Below are 21,385 nucleotides of genomic sequence, written 5' to 3'. Positions count from 1 at the left end.
TGTTGCGTGAGCGTTGTACCCACACTACTATACCATAGGTTACCAAAGCCATAGGAGCTAACAACATAAAACCGTTGTTTTCGTAGCCTAAGTGATACACTCCTGTTTTCTTGATAGGGTCTCCTAATATTTGGAAACCTAGCAAAGTACCAGAACCTAATAGTTCGCGAAAGAAAGCTACGATAAGCAAAGCGATAGAGTAACCTCCTGCGTTACCAATAGCATCTAAGAACGATTTTCCTGGAGGATTACCCAAAGCAAATGCCTCAAAGCGTCCCATCAAAATACAATTGGTGATGATAAGCCCTACATATACTGATAGCTGTTTGCTAAGGTCGTACACATAGGCTTTAAGCACAAAGTCCACCACGATTACCAAGGCAGCAGCTACTATCAGCTGGGCGATGATACGGATTTTAGGTGGTATTACATTTCTAAGCAAAGAAATGGTTACATTACCCATTACAAGTACGAAGGTAAATGAAAGGCTCATTACGATAGCCGCTTTCAGCTGAGCTGTAATCGCTAAGGCTGAACAGATACCCAACACTTGTACTGTTACGGGGTTGTTATCCCATAGAGGGTCAGTTACTAATTTTGTATCTTTTTTTGATAGTCCCATAGTCTCTTATTTGTTTAAACTTTTAATATAGGATATATAAGGCTCTATGCCATCACTTATCATCGCTTGCACTCCATTACCAGTAAGGGTAGCTCCTGCAATAGCATCAATTTTTCCATCTTCTTTACGGGTATTCTCAGCGTCTCCATTTGCCTTAGAAATTTCGATACTCTGGAAGTTACCAGAAGCGTCTAATAGGTGCTCTCCGATAAAGTCGTCCATAAAGAAACGTTCTTTGATATTAGCTCCCAAACCAGCAGTTTCTCCTTTGTGGTCGAAGAAAACACCACGTACGATAAGGTCTTTATCTACTGCTATATATCCCCAAATAGCATCCCACAAACCACGTCCGCTTACGGGAATTATATAGAGGGTAGCTCCATCTTTTTCACCTACGTAAAGAGGCAACCCTTCACGATGACCATTGAAGTTGATAAGGTCGTTAGCACCTTCTACTTTTTCAGCAGTATTTCCTTTGATAAGGTATTGCTCTTTCACATAGTTAGGAAACTCTTTTTCTGCATCAGCTGTAGAAAGAAACTCTACTTTACCTCCTCCGAGTTCGCCCTGGTTGTGATTTACCCCCATAGCGTAGAGGATATTCTGTTTCTTTTCTAACTTTTTATTGTTGCTGATATCGCTACTTAACGCTGACGAGATACCAGCGAGCAAAGCTCCTACGATTACCACCATCACAATGGCGAAAATCACTGTATACGAATTACTTTCTGTCTTGATTGCCATAATTATGCGGTTTTAGTAGTTAGTTTTAAGCGTTTTTTACGGCGAGACACATTGGCTTGTACCACAAAGTGGTCAATAGTTGGTGCCAATACGTTCATAAGCAAGATAGCAAGCATTACCCCTTCTGGATAAGCTGGGTTAAAGCAACGAATCGCAATAGCGATAAATCCTGCTAAGAATCCGTAAATGTATTTCCCTGTATTAGTCTGCGCTGCGGTTACTGGGTCGGTAGCCATAAATACAGCTCCGAAAGCCAAACCTCCTATAAGCAAGTGCTGATAAGCTGGTAAGCTCCACAAGGCATAGAAAGAAGTCCCCTCCATACTAGGTGCTAAGCAGTTAAAAGTAGTTCCCATTACCCAAGCCCCTACAAACATACTCACCATTACACGCCAAGAAGCGATTTTGGTATAGATAAGGAACAAACCTGCTAAAAGAATGAGGAAAGTAGAAGTCTCCCCTACTGAACCTGGGATGAATCCATAGAAAAGGTCTGACACTTGATAGGTACCTGTTTGCCCTTGTGCTAAGTTACCTAAGATAGTTTCTCCTGAAACAGCATCTAAATTAGCACCAGCAGCTATGTCTTTAGCGCGTTGTACTGCTCCTTCTACCCATACTTTATCACCTGTCATAGATGTTGGGTAAGCAAAGAATAAGAATGCACGAATAGTAAGAGCAGGGTTAAGGATATTCATACCTGTACCACCGAATACTTCTTTACCTATAATTACCCCGAAAGCTACTGCGACAGCAAGCATCCAAAGAGGAAGATCTACAGGAACAATAAGAGGCACCAACATACCTGTTACCAAGTATCCTTCTTCTACTTCGTGACCACGGATAGTAGCGAAAATAAACTCTATCCCTAATCCTACTGCATAAGAAATAATGACAAGGGGTAATACCTTAATTGCTCCTATGGAGAAATTAGCCCAGCTCCAGAAGTCTCCACTACAGAAAGACATTCCAGCCACAGGCTCTAAAGAACCAAAAGCAACCTGATGCTGATATCCTGTATTGAATATACCAAAAATCAAGCAAGGAATCAGTGCCATAATCACTGTATTCATAGTTCGCTTTAGGTCATCTGCTGCCTTAATGTGTGTACCTCCGTGAGTTACCTCATTAGGCGTATAAAGGAAAGTATGGAGCGCATTGAAGGTCGTTTCCCACTTGGTTCCCTTATACTTTTCTTTTAGTGTATGTAATTTACTTTTTAAACTCATTTTATTATGAATAAGTTAATTATTTCTTTTTATTGATTTGCGAATTAGTTTTAAAGCCCAATCATAATGGCTTGATGTTGCCGAAACTAAGTAAGAGCCTAGCGAGGTACTCCCTGTCCAATGATACTTTTTCTTAGTGAAAAGCTCCTGATCAGTATGTTTCTCTATAATTTGAAAAACCTTATTATGTGTTACTTCAAACTTTGAAAGGACTTCTGCAAGCGATATTTTTTGGCATTCTGCCCATATCTCTCGGTTGAGTTTAGGGGTGTCAGAAAAAGTATAGCCTTCTTTGGGTATTTTGGGTTTCTCACCTCGCATCCCTACCTCGTACCAGTTTAAGAATAATAAATGCCAATGATACAAGTGACCTATGACATCACGAATATTCCTATTCATAGTACCTTCCGGAAATGCTTTTTCTCGCTCTTTGTCTGATAATGCTTCTATCAAAGAAACTAACTTTTGGTAGTTTTCTTTGGCTAAAGCCTCTAAATCTTGCTTCGTTGCGGGTCTGGCCATATGCTATAAGAACTTTTATCCCAATTCGTCCATCATCAAATCTAAACCATTTCTGATGATTTGCTGGTGTGGCTGTTTGGACACACATACAAACTCGGTCAAGGCAAAATCCTCAGGGGCTACTTCATAAGCTCCTAAGTTCTCTAATTCGTCCAAATCCTTATACAAGCAGGCTTTGAGCAGCTGCATAGGGTAAATATCCAATGGAAATACCTCCTCATACATCCCTGTTACCACGAAAGCACGATGTTCTCCATTAGTATTAGTATTTAAGTTATATTTTTTCTTAGGATTGAGCCAAGAGAAAGTCAAGGCACGAGTAAGGGAAACTTTATTAGAAATTGGTTTTGCCCAACCAAACAAATCATAGTCATTTCCTTCTGGAATGGCTGTAATTTGGTCGTCATAGAAGCCCAAGAAGCCTATTTCACTCACTTGTGTACCTGTAAGTACATTTCCGCTAATGATACGAGTGTTAGCTACTTCCTTAAGCTGGTTGGCTACCACTCCTCCTATTTGTGCCCCTGCAATAGCAGTTACATAATGAGGGTTGGTGAAGCGTTCGCCTGTGAGAGCTACTGTACGAGTAAGATGTACCTTACCTGTTAAGAAAAGTTCTCCTATTACTACCAAGTCTTCAGGATTCACCACCCATACCACTTCTCCCTTATTGATGGGGCTGATCTTAGCAATCTGGGTACTTACATTCCCTGCAGGATGTGGTCCTGATACATTATGAATCTCAATATCCTTAAGGTTACGGAAAGGAGACAAAGAACTATCTTTGAAAACAGAGACGTGCACCTTGCCAGTGGTAAGTTTGGACAAAGCTGTAAGTGCCGTCTGTAATTGTTGTTCTTTACCCTTGAGGATATAATCATAATCAGGGGCGAGCGGATGAGTTTTACAAGCTGAAACAAAGATTGCCTTAGGCTTGCCGTCAGGGTTAGCAATTACGTCATAAGGGCGTTGCTTAATAAAAGGCCAGCAACCTGCTTTGAGTAGGTGTTCCTTTATCTGCTCGGCTTCCATCTGTGCTATATTCTTCTCTCCAAAGTTCACAAATACTTGTTCCTTACTAGGCTCAATATGTATTTCCAACACCTTACGCCTCTCCCCACGGATAATCTCCTTAATGGTTCCACTTACAGGAGATGGGAACAAAATACGCTCATCACTTTTTGAAAAGAACAGCGCCTCACCTGCTTTCACTTCATTCCCTTCTCTGAGAAGTAATTTGGGAATGATTCTGTGAAAATCACTGGGTTTGATTCCATACAGGGGCGAGAGTGGTAATTGCTTGGTTACCTTATCTGCCTCCCCCTCTAAGTGTATGTCTAACCCTTTTCGAATGCGGATGTCACTTGACATAGGATAAAAATTAGTTAGTTTCTTAAAAAAGTCGCGCAAAAGTATCACTTTTTTTTGAATTAATTAAGTAAAAAAAGTATTTTAACACCCTTATTTTCTTATTTTTATTTATTATAAATAAGCAGTTTATTTGTGTTTTTCCAACTATTCTCTCCTCCCCTTCAGACAACAATGTTTTTTGCTGAAATATTCATTTTTTTGTTAAAAATAGCTAAATAAAGACATCAGTTTCCGAATTGTTAATCAATCATTTAGGTAATTTGAGCGAAAAAAAAATCTTTTTTGTTAGGTTATTGGCAAAAATGTTATACCTTTGCGCCGTTAAACTTAAAAATTAGAACAAAAGATGAAAAAAATTCTTTTATCTGCAGTAGCTGTATTTGCATTCAGCTTTGCTAACGCTCAAGAACTTGTTTCTTCTAAAGGAGAAAACTACCTACCTCAAGAAGGAGATTGGTCAATCGGATTCAGTGCTAACAGTGCTTTAAGCTTTGTAGGAAATGCATTCAATGGAAGTACTAATAACAGCGTAAATTTCAACAGCAATGACGCTCAAAAACTTCCTGGATTCACTAACTCTGTTACTTTCTTAGGAAAAAAATTCACTGCTGATAACAAAGCTGACCGTTATACAGCTAACTTCCTTTTCTCTTATGAAAAACCAAAAGATGTTGATGCTACTACTCAATTCGGTCTTTTAGCTGGTTATGGTAAAGAATGGAGAAAAGGTTCTACTCGTCTTCAAGGATTCTATGGTTTTGATGGACTTGTAGGATTTGGTATTCCTCAAAAAGATGCTTTCAACTTCTTAGTAGGAGCACAAGGATTTGTAGGAGCTGAGTATTTTGTTTTCCCTAAAGTTGGTTTAGGAGCTCAATATACTTATGCTGTAGCTATTGGATACCAAAAATCAAAAGATGCTAACACTGGAGTTGAAAGTAGCAAATTTGGATTCAACATTGGTAATACCAATACAGGTCTAGGAACTGCATCAGTATTATTAAACCTTTATTTCTAAGAAATAAACTCTGTTTTTAATAAAAAAGAAAACCGCTCTATAGAGCGGTTTTTTTATATTTCTTACCTATCCATTTCCCAATCCTTTCCTTAGCCTAATAGCTGTAAGTACTTTCTTGGTATAAAGTGGGAAATCGGCATTGAGAATCCAGCCAAAGTAACCTGGTTCTTCCTGTAAAATTTCCTCTACTTTACGCCCCTTATGTTTGCCAAAGGTAAAAACTTCCTCTCCTTTGTCATTATACACAATAAAGCCTGCAAAATCGGCTGCTTGCTTACGTGTAGTGAACTCGCTTAATTGCTTTATATCATTGGGAAGTTCTTCCTGATAACAATCCAACTGCGCTTTGAGGATTTCGTAAGTTGCTTCAGTATCAGCCTGAGCGGAATGAGCATTGTCCAGTGTTTTCTTACAATAGAACTTATAAGCTGCCGAGAGGGTGCGCTGTTCCATCTTGTGAAAAATGGTCTGTACATCTACCGTTACACGGTTTTTTAGGTCAAAATCTACCCCTGCTCTAAGGAGTTCTTCTGCTAATAAAGGAATATCAAATCGGTCAGAATTATACCCAGCCAAATCAGCATCTTTTATAAAATTATGAACTTGCTTAGCCAGCTCCTTAAAGGTAGGCTCCCCCGCTACTTTTTCATTGGTAATCCCGTGTACAGCGGTGGCTTGTACAGGAATGGGAATGGTAGGATTCACCAGCCAGGTCTTACTCTCTCGGTTTCCATTAGGGAAAACTTTTAAGATGGATATCTCCACAATGCGATCTTTGGATACGTCTATCCCTGTGGTTTCCAAGTCAAAAAAACAGATAGGACGTGTTAAGTTCAGTTCCATATAATATGCGTTTGAAAAGTATGGCAAAATTAGTGAAAAAAGACGATTCTCAAAAGAAAAAACTCTCTTTTTGCTTGTAAAAATCTGCATAAAATCGTAACTTTGTACGCAAATACAAATTATAAACACAATGAATTACAAACAAATGTTAAGCCTTATGACTCTTGGTACAGCCGGAATCCTACAGGCTCAGAACGCACCGTATTGGCAACAACACGTTGATTACAAAATGGACATTGATATGAATGTCAAGAATTACCAATACACCGGAAAGCAGGAACTTACCTACACCAACAATTCCCCCGACACCCTCAAGGTAGTTTTCTATCACCTATTCCTGAATGCTTTCCAACCAGGGAGCGAAATGGACGCCCGCCTACAGACAATCAAAGACCCTGACCACCGAATGGTGAATAACCTCGGCACCAAAGAAAACCCTCAATACCAAAGCCGTATCTCCCAATTCAAGCCTGAAGAAATCGGTTTCTTACGTGTAAATAGCCTTTCTCAAGACGGAGTTCCTGTAAAATACAAAACAGAAAGCACAATCCTTAAAGTAGATCTTAACAAGCCTATTCCTCCCCATTCTTCTACTGTTCTGAAAATGGACTTCGTAGGGCAAGCTCCTGTGATGATTCGTAGAACAGGGCGCAATAATCCTGATGGAGTAGCCCTCTCAATGAGCCAATGGTATCCTAAGCTTGCTGAATACGATTTTAGAGGCTGGAATACGACCGAATATATCACTCGTGAGTTCTATGGAGTATGGGGAAATTTTGACGTAAAAATCACCCTTGACAAGAACTATATCGTAGGAGGTTCCGGTTATCTACAGAACAATAATGAAATAGGATTCGGTTACGAAGATGCAGGCGTGAAAGTTCCTAAAGTAAAAGGAAACACCCGTACTTGGCACTTCTATGCTCCACAGGTGCACGACTTCACTTGGGCTGCGGATCCTCAGTTCATCCACGATAAGCTAGATGCAGGTAATGGGCAGACGCTTCACTTCCTATACAAGAAATACCCTGAAAACTGGAAGAAAATCCAGCCAGATATGCTTAAAGCATTCCAATTCTATAACAAATTCGTAGGAAAATATCCTTGGAGACAATATTCCTTTATCCAAGGAGGTGATGGAGGAATGGAATATGCTATGTGTACCCTCATCCAAGGAGAAGAGAAATTTGAACGCTTACAGAGTACCGCCGTACACGAGCTAGGACACGCCTGGTTCCACCTTATCCTTGCTAGTGATGAAACCGCCTATCCTTGGTTAGATGAAGGATTCTGTTCTTATATCCAAGATCGTGCCCTTGAAATGCTAGGAGCAAAAGTGCCTTTTGCAGGCTTCTACAAAGCTTATGACAGATATGTTAAGAGCAAGTACGAAGAAACTCCTACGCATCAGTCCGACCGATTCGATACCAATTATGCTTATTCTATCACCTCTTACAGTAAAGGAGCTCTTTTCCTAAGACAACTAGAATATATCATTGGAGAAAAAAATGTAGAAAAAACCCTACAACTTTATTATAAAAACTTTGCCTTCAAGCACCCTCAGCCTAATGATCTTATTCGTTGTGCTGAAAAAGTATCCGGAATGCAACTTCAGTGGTACCTTAATGAATTTATGCAGACTCCTCACCACGTGGATTATGCTGTAGATAAAGTAGAAGGAAAAGGCAACAAAACCTCCATCACCCTACGCCGTGTGGATAGGCTACCCTTACCTTCTGATGTATTTGTAGTAGATAAAAATAACAAAACTCATTATTTCTATATCCCTCTCCGTATGCAGTTCGGTGAAAAGGAAAATCCTTATAGCTACGAACGCAAAGTGCTCCCTTCTTGGGGTTGGGGACATCCTACTTATACCTTTGAAGTAGATATACCTTTTGAAAATATTCAAAAAGTAGTTATTGATCCTGAAAATATCACTACAGATATTAACAGAGATAACAATACTTTCCAAAAATAATAGTAAGAGTATTAGTTTTTTTATATTACAAGAGAAAAGCCGTTCCTAATCTTGGAACGGCTTTTCATATCTTCAGTAAGAGAATTAGAACTTATACCCTACCCCTATATAAATAGTACGGTTATTTTGGTAGTTCTTAGCATCTCCATTCTTAACCAAATTGGCTAATCCCCAATTGTAAGAAGCCTCAAAGAACAAACCATTATTCGGTAAGTTATATTCTGCTCCTAAGCTGATACCATAGTCAAAGTAGTTGTAAGCACCTCTATCTCTTATTACTGTCCTACCTCCCCATTCTGCTTTACGCTCAACAATATAACCTGCATAGAGTCCTGCTTTAGGACGGAAGCCTGCAAAATCATACTTAACCCATATAGGAAGGTTAAGGGTGTATTGCATATCCTTATCGTTACCTTCTTTAGCCTTATATCCTTGGTTAGAATAAGTAAGACCTGCCTCCATAAGAACGACATCGTTAAAGGCAAATTCTGCTAAACCTCCTACATAGAAAGAAGGACGAATATTACTTTCTACTTTCACATCATTTACTTTGGTAGCTACATTAGCCAAATTAAGCCCTGCACGAGCTCCGAATTTTACTTGTGCGTTAGCTCCTGCTATGGTAAGAGCCGCAAATGCTACGGTCATTAGAATTTTTTTCATAAAGATATGTAATTTAAAATATTTATCTTCACTTTTAACATAACAAAAACTATGCCAAAATCAGTACTCTTTAATCATTTGTCATTAGTCATCATTACAGGTTTTTGCCAAAAATAATCAGGATCATTAGTGATGTATTTTTCTTTTCCTTTGGGCTTTACGAATCCTGTAGGCAAAAGAGCAACAAAAGGAGTTTCTGTTTTCCTAAAACGACTTTCTGAGTTAAATTGACTTTGTAGTGGACAAGAAAACCAATACAAGTTTTTTGCCATATAGTTCTCCAAATACGTTTCTTTGGTTTGCTTTTCTCGATTGTTCCAGTTGGCATCTTCATTAAGTACCAAGGGCTTGCTATGTATCAAGCGTTCTCTTACTTCTGCAATACTTAAGAGATTCCCTTTTTCGTCCTTTACATAAGCATTATTGGTGGGGTCTATCCATATCCATTTCTCTAATTGTGAAGAATATACACTATTAATTACGTGACAATCTGAATCATCTGGATTTTTAGGCATACAAGTTACATAACGAGAAGGAATACCCATTGCCAGATACATTTCATTGAGTGTAATAGCCAAATGCCTGCAATTAACTCCTTTTTTTGTCGCTTTATGATAGTTATAGATATCTATAGCATCAAACTCACAAAGAGCATAATTTCCACCATCGTGAACGATATTATTATGTACAAAATGAAGTAACTTAAAAATCTTAGAGAGTTCATCTCCTGTTCCCGCTACAGAATCCAGCTTAAAATAATTTCTTACTTGCACAAGAGAAGGATCATTAGCTGCTTGATAGGTAAAATGAGGGAGTGTATCTGCTTGCTCTTTTTGATAAGCTCCCGATTGCTGCAATAGTGCTAATTTATCAAAGGCTTTGAGCTTTTGTAGCAAGGCAACAAATTTCTTTTCCTTACGGATATTGACTAAATCTTTATCTGTCTTTACTTGTCTATAATCATCATATCCCAAAGTTACTGCTTTTTCAAGAGCTACAATGGCTTCTTTTTTCTTATTTTGCAGAGCTCGTACACAAGCCAAATTATAATTCATACTTGCCTTTACCCCTCCAATGAGGTTTTTGTAGTCCTTTTGCTCCTTTTCACTAAGAGACACTTCTTCTAATTTCTTTATATAAGTAAGAAGTAGCTGTTCTTCCTCTGCATATTTTTTCTCCTGATGAAGTATTTGTAGAGTAAGCTGTGCCTTTTGGAAATCATTGAAATAGTTCTGCAAAACTACGGATTGTATTTGAGCTTTTGCCAATGAGGTAAAAAGACTCAAGATGAACAATAATAAATATTTTTTCATATCTATGTATTTTTAGATTAGTACCCAAAATTACGATTTTTAAAAAGAAAAAAAAAGAAAATTTTAAAAATAATCAACCTCCTAAATAACAGAGAGCAATGGTTTAACCATTGCTCTCCTATGTTTCTGATTAATCTATTTTTAATTAAATGTATATCTCACTGTGATTCCCGAGCGGATAGTGGTCATAGGGAAGGACGTAGAAATCGCATATTTGGAGAAGGAATAATCAAAATAGAAGATTCCCGATAGGTTCTTAGAGAAAGCATAATCAGCTGTAAAGCGTGCTAGCCAAGAGGTTTGTCCGTTGGTCACCTGATTATCATCTAATTCCATATTACGAATTACGGTAAAGTCATTTCTCAAAGCGATATCTGCCTTAAGGTTCAGGTCGCTTTTGATAATTACATCACGTCCATTAAAGCGAGAAGCAAAGCTAATATCTTTAAAACGATAACCTAGCCCTAGGCGGTATTCCTTACGCATTAGTTCTGTAAGGTAATTATTATCCAAGCTAATAGAAACGGTTCTATCCCTACGAATTTCTCCCATTACACTTAATGAATTTTGTAACTCTGCATCTATACGAATCAGTGGGGAAAATTGTTCCACAAGGTTCACATTGGTAAATAGTTTTTCATTACGGAAATTACCGCCTTGGTCTAGTTGTGTAGGATTCTGGTAATATTCCAAATTGGTGCGGAAATCACTCAACGTGTAGCTAGAATGGTAGCCGTGTGCCAAGGAGAAACGCCTGAAAGCCTTTCGGAAGCTTTCCATACGCATCAGCCCTGTATAACGGATATTCCACCCTGGGATAGGAATACGCTTGAAAGCATCCAAGGAGACATTCTCGGCACTACGTCCTGTATAAGCTGCATAGAAAGCTGGCATCAGTACAGCTTGGTTATTTTTACCCAATCCTTTAGGGAAACCATCCGCATCTATATTATTGGGGTCATTAAGGTTTATCCCTCTCTGATGAGCCAAGCGGTGAGCTATCGTAATCCTATTCTCCTTAAAGGTTCGGAAAGCCTTAGAACCATACTCATCTGAATGTAGGAAAGAGGTAAGAATCATATTATCGGAAATCATAAAATTCCCGGTTCTATTACCTATCAACGGATTATAATAGCCAGATACCGCATTAAATGTCTCTGAGAAATTATCAATATATTCCCTATCTGCCTTGAGGTCTATTTGCAGATCAGCGGTAGGCTGTAAGCCTGCTGTAATTCCTAGATTTTTATTAGTAGCTTGAATGAACTGCTCATTGAAGTCGGCAAAGCTAGTAAGCCAACCACGCTTTCCTGCCTCATAACGAATATCATCATCCTGCCAACCGAAAGCAAAAGGAAGTGAAGGCTTAGAGGAGCCAAAGAAGCCTACCTGTGGAAGATACCCCGGAAGCATCGTTCCATTAGTCTCTGTATAGGTAAGCCCTATACGCTTTATCATTGTTGCAAAGCGCAGAAGATGATCTGCTACAGTAAATTTTTCATTTCTTCCCTTATTCTTTACTCCTAATGAAGTATAGAAACGATCAAAGGTCATATTGGCAGTAAAGTTATGGGTATTGGCATTTTGCACTCTATTAATCTGATGCCCTGCCACTTCTATAAGAGCCTCGGATCCTCGTTGCCAATCGAAATCTCCTGTATAAGAATAGGAAGCCTTCACAAAAGATAGATAAGGTAATTTGTCCAAAGGCAGTTCATAATTTACCTTAAATGAGGACATAAAATGATTAGGAGTTCCTGGATTCCAGAAATCATTCCATAGGGAAAGTTCTTTGTTCATCACCCTTTGCCCATTCTCCCATTGGTAGTAATTACGAACAATATTGCTATTGGTTACATCATAGCTTACCTTAAGAGATTTGGTTAATGAATAATTAAATCCATATTGCCAATCAAAGAGATAGTTGCGCTGTTGTAACTCAGGCATAGGAACTTGGCTATTCGGATTCACCCCTAAAGGATATATCTCACGGAAACGTTGTTTTGCAAAAGTACGAGTAATATTAGGTCCTATGTAGATATTATTAGGTAAGAGATTGAAATTAACTTCCGAAAGCCATTTTAGATACTTATTGGTACGAACACTCTGTTTGTTCTTGAAAGGAAGCAATTGCTTCTGCTCGAAAGAATAAGCATACATAGCCCCTGTACGTACATTCTGCTCGCGTTGGTTCTCTATTTCAAAATCGTGATGATCCATCTGGTTATAAGCATAGTTTAGAGTTATATTCTCTATACTATATACTTTGGCTTTTTGCTCTTCTCCCAGATTTTTTTTCACTCCTATGAGTGAAATTCCTTTCCTAAGAGTGTAGTCCTGAGCCTGTTGCTTAATAAGTTCTTTCTGTTGCTCATCCTGAGCCGCATTGATTCGGTCTTTTAGGCGAATATCCTCATACTGAGGGTCATATTCAGGAGTAGCTAATGTAGAGGAGCGATTCAGCCCTACAGGGATTTGTATATTCCATTTTTTAGGGAATAACTTTCCTGCATTGATATTCATCATTGCATCTAACTGCTTAACTTCCTGTCGGCTACGCTCGTTAGGTTTCTGTTCTACCGTACCAAAACCTACAGTACTTATCTTCCCTGTAACGGACATCTCCATAAAGTCGGCAGCGTTCATATCTACTGCAGCTATACCAGCCCATCCTCCTTTGTTCTCCAATTCAGCCAATCGGAGCTCATTAAACCAAACCTCTCCACAGATACGATTATTAGTAGCGTTCTTGACCCCTACCATCAAAACTTGTACCTCTCCCAAGGAAGGATTTCCCTTAATAGCATACCTTTGCTGTCCTGCTATATGAGGAGTTGTAGCTGGAGAAGGGATATGATTTAGGTTTGCATCATAGTAAGTAAGATTCGCCAAATTACCACTATTAATTCCTTTAGCCTTCATCTGAGTAAGAACATCCATAGGAATATCAAATTGGTTTTGGTCTGGCCAGATAGCTTGTTCCAGATAAGCCCCTGCAGGAGTAACTTGCAAAGGAAGTTCCACCTGATAGAAATTCTCTGATAAGTCTGATCCCAGACGAATAAAAGCTACCATCTCTCCATTGGCTAAAGATTGATTCTTGAAGCGTTCTGCGTGAACAAACATTTTTATACGCTTATACTGACGCAGGTCTGCATTCACCGATTTATATACCCCTCTGGCATCCTGTACATTGAGATCACATACGGTATAAGAGAGGGATTGTTCATTTTGGCGAACAATAGTATTGTTCTGATTAATCTGTTCTCGGTATACTCCTGGAGGCATACGGTAAGGAATAGGCTGGCGAGCTTCATTCTCTATAAGGCTCACAGAACCTATTTCAGTATGGGTATCTGTTCCAGGTGCAGAAAGGTCATCCTTAAGAGATTTTGTATAGTGTCTCCAATCACCACGTACCAAGTCCAAAGTACCAAAACGAAGAACTACATCCGAAGAGAAGCCTGTAAGATACATACGAATATGGGTTACTGAACGTAGGTCTCCTCCTCCACCAAACTCTCTTCTATTGGCATCCTTTATTGGAATTTTATACTGAATCCAGCGAGCACGAATAGGCTGACCGCTAGGCGTTTCGGCATATACCTCACGAATATCACTTACATAGCGGTCTGTACGTTGTATATTTCCACGAATAGGAATACGATATTCATAATAACTATTCACGGTACTCATTGTATTGTCTCGGTTAATATCCTCTACATCAGGATTCAGTGAAGCAGCTTGGCTACTTCCTGCCACAGGTGAGTTCCCCTGGGTTCCATTATAATTATAATACCTGTTGAGGATTCCCCCTGAACGTGATAGATAATACTCATAATTATCCATAGCAGGGTCTGTAGGGAATTCTGAGATATTGTTAGCATAAATAGCTCTTTCTTGTTCATCTGTAAGTCCATCGAGCCCTATATCCTGTAGGGTTCTGTTCTCCGTATTACTATCAAATACATATAGAAGAGATTGTGCTACAGGAGTTTTTCCCCAAGCAGTAGTATGAGTAGGTGATTGTATAGAGAGTCCCGGTAATCCATTCTCATACTGCTTACGTCCATCCTTAAGGATATCCTCAGAGATATTTCCTAGGTCAAAGACTAATTCTCCATTGGTTGAAGGGGTAAATTCTCCTGAAGTATAAGGATCTAGTACCCAGAACTGAATATATTCTATATTATTTTCCTCAAAATTGGTTGCTGAAATTCCCCTCATAACCCCTGCCCATTTGTCTGTAGCAGATAACGTATTCATTGCTTGAGGATTATTATTATAAGACCCCTTAACATTAGGATAATAGGCCAAATCCAAGGTATTCTGTACTAATAAATCTCCTTGTGCTAATTCTCTCTCTGGGAATATTTCTTTCACATAGATGCGTCTGGTGCTATTCTTAGAAATCTCAGCTGCACTTACATCATTAGGTTTATTATTGGTATAGAAGACAGGGTCAATGGTATACCAAGCCATTTTAGCTCTTCCATAGCCATTTTTTAGGTTATCAGCATCCTCTGGATTCGTTCCATAGAGGGTTTGATTCGGATAAGAACCTTGCCCAAATCGCAAAGGTGTACTTGCAAGTGACCAAGAACGGAAGCCTCGTATATCCACTGTAGTTTGAGAGCCCTCAAAATCATCCAAATAAGCAGTTGCTTCTCCATTAAAATCAGAACTTTTAGGAGTACTAGGACGAAGAAAAGCCATCTCTCCCCTAACTGAGATATTAGAAGGAACATCACTCTGCAAAGAAGGGACTTTATTGAGCAAACGTGTTAGGAAAGGCATCTCGGTAGAATAGCTCCCTCCAAATCCAAAAATAGTATTATTTACAGGCTCTTGTCCATAATTAGCTTTCTGAGTGTAAGGACGTTCTCTCATATTAATCAGAGAAGCTCCTACAATAAACTTGTCATTGAATTTGTGCTCTACATTTACCCCTACGAATCGTCGGCTTTGTCCTCCAAAGATAAGATTATTCTCCACAGATACCTGAATAGGCATATTAGAATTCTCAATGGTAGGGTCTATAATCTGTACCGTTCCCTGCTGATAATTAACCGTATAATTTATTCCCTCTTGTAATATTCTTCCTCCTACAGTAACCCGTACAGAGCCTCGAGGTACATTATAAGCACCTAATGAGATTCCTCGCCCTGCCACCGATTTATAACGCCCTTTCAGACTGAATTTGTTCTTTTCAGCATCTTCGAGAGCCTTTGCTTTTATATCTGTATAGAGGGAACGATATACATATTTCTTCTGATTGGCATTCCAAGCAGTAGAGGTCGGTTGGTAAGCTGTCGGGTCATAATAATTACTTCCTCCTCCTAACTTATCATACAAAAACTTACCAAAAGGCTCTACTTTGGTAAAGATAATTTTCCCATATTCGGGATCAATCGTAATCCCATCTACAAAATCAAAGAAGCCATCTCCTCCATTTTGTGGGTCGTTATAAGCGTTAAGTCTATCGAAATTGAATAGTTGCAATAATATTTTTCTTGTAAGATCCCTATTCCAAGTAGCTTCATCCACTGGAGAGATATAATTCACAGGAGAAGGGTCATTATAGAAGATATTCATTCTAAACCCATCAGGGTTAATCTGTGCTGTATTAAGCGTATAAACGTTCTTCATCATCAGGTTCCAGATAGGATCTCCTACTACTAAGCGGTTACTTTTGAGCATTTTTAGTACCAAGCAGTTATTGGTAATTTTATTTTGTCCTGCTATATAAGCATTGGTAGTCGCCGAAATCCCATCGTTAGCAAATTCCCCTACCTGATATACATTTCCCTCATAAGTATACTGATAAGCTACTGCAAGCACTTCATCATTATTGAGTCGCTGACTTAAAGAAATATACCCTAATTGTTTATTTACCTTAAAATCACGTCCTTCTTCTAGTTTTTGAGCGTTTTCCAGAATTGCATAGTCAAACCCTTCATTGACTAGGGAAGCCATTGAACCAAATCCTGTACGGACAGTCGCCACATCACGGATATCTCTGGTTAGTACCGACTCTGAAGAGCCCAAGCGGGTAGGATCATACTTATTAGCCTCATTGGTAGGTCGGTTTCCTATAGATCCTCTAAAGAAGCCTACAGGCGCATTCCCTGCTATCCTTGTATTCTCAGACCTAGCTTCTCCCAAGTCCTGTAAAGCCACGATATTACGAATATTAGCTGTACGATTGGAGCGATTCGTTGCCCATACTTCTACACGTACTATTTGTACTTTACTACGGATATAAGGATAATTTTCTAGGGCTGTATCATACTGATCCCTAAAGAATTGAGAAAGAAAATAGTTCCTATTCTCGTCATAATCCAGAATACGAATCTCGAAATCCTGCAAAGAACCTCCTCCTTGAGCTGTAACAGTTTTTGATTGAGAGCGTTGTTCGGAGAATACTCCTGTCACGGTGGTACGACCAAACTGTAATTGTGTCTTGACCCCAAAGAGGCTCTGGGCTCCCGTGATAAGGGAGTTATTCAAAGGCATACTGACGTTACCAAGCTCTACTTTTCTTACAATATCATCCTCATTAGGCGAATATTCGAGCTTAAATACGTTCTGAAAATCAAAAGTCGCCTGTGTATCATACATTGCATTGATAGAAAGGCGTGTTCCCACTTTTCCTTGAATCCCTAAGCTAATACGTTGGTCAAAATCAAGCCCATAAGAACTCCTATACTCAGGACTAATAGCCGGATTGTCATTCCTTGTATAGCGAAGACCTAGGTCAAAGGCTACATTCCCCTGAGGATTAATATCAATGGTATTTCCTCCAAAAATAGACTCAAAGAGCTCAGATTTCACATAAAATTCTGGCAATAAATCCCTTTGAGCATTCTTATTCTGCCCATTTTCACTAGGGCGCATTGCTTGTGTTTTCTCCCTAAAGTGCAAGCCCATACGCTCCCTCAGTACCAAATTTTCATATTCTTTAGGGGTAAGAAACATAGGGGTAGAAATATCATATTCCCCTAGTTTTTCAGTATATACATACTTATCAAGTGCCGAATTATAGGTATACTTACGAGAGACTCTATCTGAATCCTTAAGCAATAGTCTCCTGAGGGAAGTACTCGTTTTTATAGTATCTTTCACGCTCTCTTGTACATCTTTCTTCTCTTGTGCCGTAAGGGAGAGAACATTGACCAATAAGAGAGAAAAAAACAAAGATTTCATTACTAATTTTGCGTTCATTTGGTAATTACAATTGTTTTAAAGCTTGTTTGATAAGTTCTTCTACAGAAAAATCTGTTGAGGTATGCGAAAGAATTTTATGGATAACATTCTCAGCTACTTTACGAGGATAGCCCAATACTTCTAGGGCTGATAGCGCTTCTTCCTTGTAGGTATGAGAAGAAGGGGTGTCGGTAGGAAGGGTTTCAGAAGACAATTTTGTCATTTTCTCCCGCAAATCTAGAATAATTCTCTGAGCTGTTTTAGCTCCTATTCCTTTTACTGATTGTATCGTTCGGACATCATTATTAATAATTGCACTCTGTAACTGGGAGGGAGAGAGCGAAGAAAGCATAATTCTAGCTGTACTTGCTCCAACTCCTGAAACAGATATCAATAAAGAAAATATCTCCCTTTCAAATTTTTCTAAAAAACCGAAAAGTGTGTGAGCATCTTCTTTTATCTGTAAGTATGTATAGAGCTTTAAGGACTCAGTATTAGGGATTTTTGAAAAAGTATGCAAAGAAATATTCACCCAATAGCCAATACCATTACAATCAAGAACAACATAAGTAGGGGTCTTTTCCACTAATCGCCCTTGTAGATGTGTTATCATAAAGTGGTTTTGATCTGATTTTAATAGGCAATATTCGTGATTTTTCTTGAAATAAGAGGTGCTTTTATAAAAAAAATAACTTTAGACTTCTATTTTTATAATTTTGTTATTATTTATTTTATTCAATTTACGTATTATTGAATACATAAAAAGTCTTTTCCTCTTTAAAAAGAGAAAATACTATAGAAATCAAAGAAAAGAGAAATTTATTAGTCCTCTGTATGCATAAAGTCTCTTTTTTGAAGTAATTCTTCTTGAGACTCCTTATTATTTTCATCAGGGATACAGCAGTCAACTGGGCAAACAGCAGCACACTGAGGTTCTTCATGAAAGCCTAAGCATTCCGTACATTTGTCCGGAACGATATAATAATAGTCATCACTTATGGGTTTTTGTACCTCATCCGCATTGGCGTGCTTGCCTGAAGGGAGTATAATATTACCTCTAAGATTGGTTCCGTCACTATATCGCCAATCATCAGCTCCTTCATATATTGCATTATTAGGACATTCTGGTTCGCACGCCCCACAATTAATGCAGTCGTCTGTTATAATAATTGCCATTTCGTTTATTTTTTAGTAATAAATTAAATGTACAGGTAGGTTTTTGAGGGGCAAAGATACGATTTTATTCTCATAGGAAAAAGCATAGTTTTCTTTTTTAGATCTAATAGAAGAAAAATATACTTAATATAAATAAAGAAACTACTTAATATCCTCTGATATTAAGTAGTCTATAATCAAAATAAGAATTATAAAGAAGCCATCTTAATAGCTGTAATAGCAGCTTCTACACCTTTGTTACCGTGCTTTCCTCCACTCCTATCAATGGACTGCTGAAGGGTATTATCTGTAAGAACACAGAAAATAATAGGTACTTCTTGAGTTGCATTAAGATAGGCAATTCCATTAGTTACTCCTTGGCAGACAAAGTCAAAATGCTTCGTCTCACCTTGTATAACACACCCTATAACAATTATAGCATCTACCTTATGCTTAAGCATACGCTTAGCTGCATTAACCAGTTCGAAGCTACCAGGAACGCTCCATTGGAGGATATTTTCAGGAAGCACACCACAATCTAGCAAAGTTTCTGTGGCACCTGAACGCATATTGCCAGTTATCTGCTGATTCCATTCAGAGGTTATAATTCCTATAACCTTACCTGCCATTTCTGGGAGCTCTTCTTTATGGTAAGAAGAGAGGTTCTTATTTTCCGTTGCCATTTTAAAGACTCATAAGGGTTTTTACACGGCTTATCTCTGTACTAACCGTAGTAGCTTCTTGAGATTTAGGATATTCATTCTTAATTCTCTCAAGATATTCTAGAGCTTTCTTATATTCTTTTTGTTCTATTGCTACTGAAGCTGCCTTATTCAAGTAAATAGGAGCAGTCAGGCTATTATCACTCTTATCAATAGCTTTATTATAGTAGTCTATAGCCTCTTTAAGTTGCTTAAGTTCTGCAAAAGCATCTCCTATATTTCCTAGAGCCAAAGCACTCAATATTGGGTCATCAGAACTAAATTTATCTAAATGAGTAATTGCTTCTTTATATTGGTTTAACTGAAGATAAGCCATTCCAGCAGAATAATTCGCTACATTAGCTGCTTTACTTCCTGAATAATTTTGCAAAACATTCAAAAACCCACCATTTTCTTTATTTCCATTAAGAGAAAGTGTAAAAAGGGAATCTCTTTCAGCTGTAGTATTTGCATTCAGAGCTTTATCAAAAGTACTCAATGCAAAAGAAAGTTTCTTAGAAGCCTCTTCTTCTTTGGGTACTGACACAAATTGTTTGTAAAGCATATATCCCAATCCTACCACTACCAAAGCTGCAAGAACAGAGAATATAGTACGCTGATTTTGCTGTACCCACGCTTCTGTCTTGTTCGCTTTTTCATCTAAAGTCTGAAATACTTCTGCAGTAGTACTTTCTTTCGATAACTGCTCACTACTGAGGGAGTTATGAGTTTCTTCTTTTTGTTTTTCTTTCTTTTCTTGTCTTCCTGAACGATAGTTATTCTTTTTGTATACTGACATAAATTATTGCTTTAAAAACATTTTGCAAAAATAAAATATTTATTTGTAATAAAAGGCATTTTTCTCAAGATTTTTTAATAATTTGCACAAGTTTTTGCAACTGCTTTTTTGAATGATTCTAAAACGACTTTACATACTGAATTTCAAAAACATAGCCGACAAGGAATTCTCTTTTTCAGAAAAGATAAATTGCTTTGTGGGGAATAATGGTATAGGAAAAACGAACTCATTGGATGCTATTTACCACTTAGGAATGACAAAAAGCTACTTCAACACGACCACTTCCTATAATATTCGCTTAGGAGAAGAGTTCTACCTATTAGAAGGAACTTTCCTAAAAGAGAACCGAGAAGAGAATGTAGTCTGTAGTGTAAAAAAAGGACAAAAGAAAGTTATCAAACGCAATGGAAAAATATATGATAAGCTTTCCGAACACATAGGGGCTTTTCCTGTAGTAATTGTCTCTCCTGCCGATAGAGACCTCATCCACGAAGGAAGTGATACCCGTAGGAAATTCCTCGATGGTATGCTTTCTCAAGTCCAATCCTCCGCTTACCTTGATGCGCTTCTACGCTATAATAAAGTATTATCACAGCGCAATAGCCTTCTAAAGCAATTTTATGAAAATCAACACACTATAACGGATACTTTGCCTATCTATGATGACCAGCTTGACCATTATGGCACAAAAATATTTCAAATTCGTAAAGATTTTATTCGTGAATTTGTTCCTATCTTTCAAGAGCAATATGCACATATCTCAAAAGGAAAAGAAAAGGTTGATATACAATATGATAGCCAGCTAAATAACCAAGACCTAAAAAACTTATTAAAGGTACATTTTTCCCAAGATATCAGCTTACAATACACCAGCCAAGGAATTCACAAGGATGATTTGATTTTCTCTATTAATGGACAGCCTATGAAAAAATTTGCAAGTCAGGGGCAACAGAAATCATTCCTAATAGCCCTAAAGCTAGCTCAATTTCACTATTTATATAAGGCTACTGAGGTGACTCCTTTATTATTATTAGATGATATTTTTGACAAATTGGACAATGAACGTGTTTCTCAGATTATTCATCTGGTAATATCTCCTCCTTTCAGGCAAATATTCTTAAGTGACACCGATAGTAAGCGGACAGAAGAAATCATAAGAGAAATAACTCCTAATTATCAAATTTTTAAACTATAAAAATTTATCTATAAATATTTTTG

16 protein-coding genes are annotated in these 21,385 nt (G+C 38.1%); 3 read left to right on the top strand and 13 right to left on the bottom strand.

Annotated features, from left to right (window positions below; genetic code table 11):
- The 5 genes from RYK20_RS05410 to RYK20_RS05390 form a co-directional block, all read right to left on the bottom strand.
- Positions 1-622 (bottom strand): NADH:ubiquinone reductase (Na(+)-transporting) subunit D (locus tag RYK20_RS05410; RefSeq protein ID WP_314894694.1); only part of this gene is annotated, 622 nt, incomplete at its 3' end.
- A 6-nt stretch (positions 623-628) separates the two neighbouring features.
- Complete coding sequence (locus RYK20_RS05405) at positions 629-1,366, bottom strand: Na(+)-translocating NADH-quinone reductase subunit C (RefSeq protein WP_314894693.1); 738 nt, start codon at positions 1,364-1,366, stop codon at positions 629-631.
- Positions 1,367-1,368: 2 nt separating this feature from the next.
- Positions 1,369-2,595 (bottom strand): NADH:ubiquinone reductase (Na(+)-transporting) subunit B, encoded by a 1,227-nt coding sequence (locus tag RYK20_RS05400; RefSeq protein ID WP_314894692.1) that lies wholly within the window; start codon positions 2,593-2,595, stop codon positions 1,369-1,371.
- A gap of 15 nt (positions 2,596-2,610) precedes the next feature.
- Positions 2,611-3,117, bottom strand: a complete 507-nt coding sequence (locus RYK20_RS05395; protein WP_314894691.1) for a ClbS/DfsB family four-helix bundle protein — start codon at positions 3,115-3,117, stop codon at positions 2,611-2,613.
- A 15-nt stretch (positions 3,118-3,132) separates the two neighbouring features.
- Positions 3,133-4,488 carry a Na(+)-translocating NADH-quinone reductase subunit A gene (locus RYK20_RS05390; RefSeq protein ID WP_314894690.1) on the bottom strand — a complete coding sequence of 452 codons (1,356 nt, stop codon included), beginning with the start codon at positions 4,486-4,488 and terminating at the stop codon, positions 3,133-3,135.
- A gap of 346 nt (positions 4,489-4,834) precedes the next feature.
- Here RYK20_RS05390 and RYK20_RS05385 point away from each other — a divergent pair, with 346 nt between their 5' ends.
- Complete coding sequence (locus RYK20_RS05385) at positions 4,835-5,506, top strand: hypothetical protein (RefSeq protein ID WP_314894689.1); 672 nt, start codon at positions 4,835-4,837, stop codon at positions 5,504-5,506.
- A gap of 66 nt (positions 5,507-5,572) precedes the next feature.
- Here RYK20_RS05385 and RYK20_RS05380 read toward each other — a convergent pair whose 3' ends face one another.
- Positions 5,573-6,349 carry a 3'-5' exonuclease gene (locus RYK20_RS05380; protein ID WP_314894688.1) on the bottom strand — a complete coding sequence of 259 codons (777 nt, stop codon included), beginning with the start codon at positions 6,347-6,349 and terminating at the stop codon, positions 5,573-5,575.
- Between the two features lie 130 nt (positions 6,350-6,479).
- On the opposite strand from RYK20_RS05380, the gene RYK20_RS05375 reads away from it, so the two are divergent.
- Positions 6,480-8,330 carry a M1 family metallopeptidase gene (locus RYK20_RS05375; protein WP_314894687.1) on the top strand — a complete coding sequence of 617 codons (1,851 nt, stop codon included), beginning with the start codon at positions 6,480-6,482 and terminating at the stop codon, positions 8,328-8,330.
- Positions 8,331-8,414: 84 nt separating this feature from the next.
- Here RYK20_RS05375 and RYK20_RS05370 read toward each other — a convergent pair whose 3' ends face one another.
- The 7 genes from RYK20_RS05370 to RYK20_RS05340 all read right to left on the bottom strand — a co-directional run bounded on the left by RYK20_RS05370 (position 8,415) and on the right by RYK20_RS05340 (position 20,167).
- Positions 8,415-8,993, bottom strand: a complete 579-nt coding sequence (locus RYK20_RS05370; RefSeq protein WP_314894686.1) for a porin family protein — start codon at positions 8,991-8,993, stop codon at positions 8,415-8,417.
- A 74-nt stretch (positions 8,994-9,067) separates the two neighbouring features.
- Positions 9,068-10,306 carry a transglutaminase-like domain-containing protein gene (locus RYK20_RS05365; protein WP_314894685.1) on the bottom strand — a complete coding sequence of 413 codons (1,239 nt, stop codon included), beginning with the start codon at positions 10,304-10,306 and terminating at the stop codon, positions 9,068-9,070.
- A 141-nt stretch (positions 10,307-10,447) separates the two neighbouring features.
- Positions 10,448-17,530 carry a cell surface protein SprA gene (gene sprA, locus RYK20_RS05360; protein ID WP_314894684.1) on the bottom strand — a complete coding sequence of 2,361 codons (7,083 nt, stop codon included), beginning with the start codon at positions 17,528-17,530 and terminating at the stop codon, positions 10,448-10,450.
- A gap of 7 nt (positions 17,531-17,537) precedes the next feature.
- Positions 17,538-18,125: a Holliday junction branch migration protein RuvA gene (gene ruvA, locus RYK20_RS05355; protein ID WP_311456938.1), complete on the bottom strand. Its 588-nt coding sequence runs from the start codon at positions 18,123-18,125 to the stop codon at positions 17,538-17,540.
- A gap of 209 nt (positions 18,126-18,334) precedes the next feature.
- Positions 18,335-18,688, bottom strand: coding sequence for a 4Fe-4S dicluster domain-containing protein (locus tag RYK20_RS05350; protein WP_297979659.1), 354 nt, complete (start codon positions 18,686-18,688; stop codon positions 18,335-18,337).
- 188 nt (positions 18,689-18,876) lie between these two features.
- Positions 18,877-19,350, bottom strand: coding sequence for a 6,7-dimethyl-8-ribityllumazine synthase (ribH, locus tag RYK20_RS05345; protein ID WP_297979656.1), 474 nt, complete (start codon positions 19,348-19,350; stop codon positions 18,877-18,879).
- A 1-nt stretch (position 19,351) separates the two neighbouring features.
- A complete protein-coding gene (locus tag RYK20_RS05340; protein WP_297979653.1) occupies positions 19,352-20,167 on the bottom strand; it encodes a tetratricopeptide repeat protein in 816 nt (271 codons plus the stop codon).
- A 112-nt stretch (positions 20,168-20,279) separates the two neighbouring features.
- Here RYK20_RS05340 and RYK20_RS05335 point away from each other — a divergent pair, with 112 nt between their 5' ends.
- Positions 20,280-21,362, top strand: coding sequence for a DNA replication and repair protein RecF (locus RYK20_RS05335; RefSeq protein ID WP_314894683.1), 1,083 nt, complete (start codon positions 20,280-20,282; stop codon positions 21,360-21,362).
- Positions 21,363-21,385: the final 23 nt, after the last annotated feature.

The organism is uncultured Capnocytophaga sp., from assembly GCF_963525585.1.
In the GTDB taxonomy this organism is placed as follows: domain Bacteria; phylum Bacteroidota; class Bacteroidia; order Flavobacteriales; family Flavobacteriaceae; genus Capnocytophaga.
The sequence above is the reverse complement of the archived record's forward strand: the minus strand, read 5'-3'. Positions and strand labels throughout refer to the sequence as shown.

Coding starts and splice junctions, on each gene's coding strand:
- RYK20_RS05405 (WP_314894693.1), bottom strand. CDS start 1,366: ATGGCAATCAAGACAGAAAGTAATTCGTATACAGTGATTTTCGCCATT.
- RYK20_RS05400 (WP_314894692.1), bottom strand. CDS start 2,595: ATGAGTTTAAAAAGTAAATTACATACACTAAAAGAAAAGTATAAGGGA.
- RYK20_RS05395 (WP_314894691.1), bottom strand. CDS start 3,117: ATGGCCAGACCCGCAACGAAGCAAGATTTAGAGGCTTTAGCCAAAGAA.
- RYK20_RS05390 (WP_314894690.1), bottom strand. CDS start 4,488: ATGTCAAGTGACATCCGCATTCGAAAAGGGTTAGACATACACTTAGAG.
- RYK20_RS05385 (WP_314894689.1), top strand. CDS start 4,835: ATGAAAAAAATTCTTTTATCTGCAGTAGCTGTATTTGCATTCAGCTTT.
- RYK20_RS05380 (WP_314894688.1), bottom strand. CDS start 6,349: ATGGAACTGAACTTAACACGTCCTATCTGTTTTTTTGACTTGGAAACC.
- RYK20_RS05375 (WP_314894687.1), top strand. CDS start 6,480: ATGAATTACAAACAAATGTTAAGCCTTATGACTCTTGGTACAGCCGGA.
- RYK20_RS05370 (WP_314894686.1), bottom strand. CDS start 8,993: ATGAAAAAAATTCTAATGACCGTAGCATTTGCGGCTCTTACCATAGCA.
- RYK20_RS05365 (WP_314894685.1), bottom strand. CDS start 10,306: ATGAAAAAATATTTATTATTGTTCATCTTGAGTCTTTTTACCTCATTG.
- sprA (WP_314894684.1), bottom strand. CDS start 17,530: ATGAACGCAAAATTAGTAATGAAATCTTTGTTTTTTTCTCTCTTATTG.
- ruvA (WP_311456938.1), bottom strand. CDS start 18,125: ATGATAACACATCTACAAGGGCGATTAGTGGAAAAGACCCCTACTTAT.
- RYK20_RS05350 (WP_297979659.1), bottom strand. CDS start 18,688: ATGGCAATTATTATAACAGACGACTGCATTAATTGTGGGGCGTGCGAA.
- ribH (WP_297979656.1), bottom strand. CDS start 19,350: ATGGCAACGGAAAATAAGAACCTCTCTTCTTACCATAAAGAAGAGCTC.
- RYK20_RS05340 (WP_297979653.1), bottom strand. CDS start 20,167: ATGTCAGTATACAAAAAGAATAACTATCGTTCAGGAAGACAAGAAAAG.
- RYK20_RS05335 (WP_314894683.1), top strand. CDS start 20,280: ATGATTCTAAAACGACTTTACATACTGAATTTCAAAAACATAGCCGAC.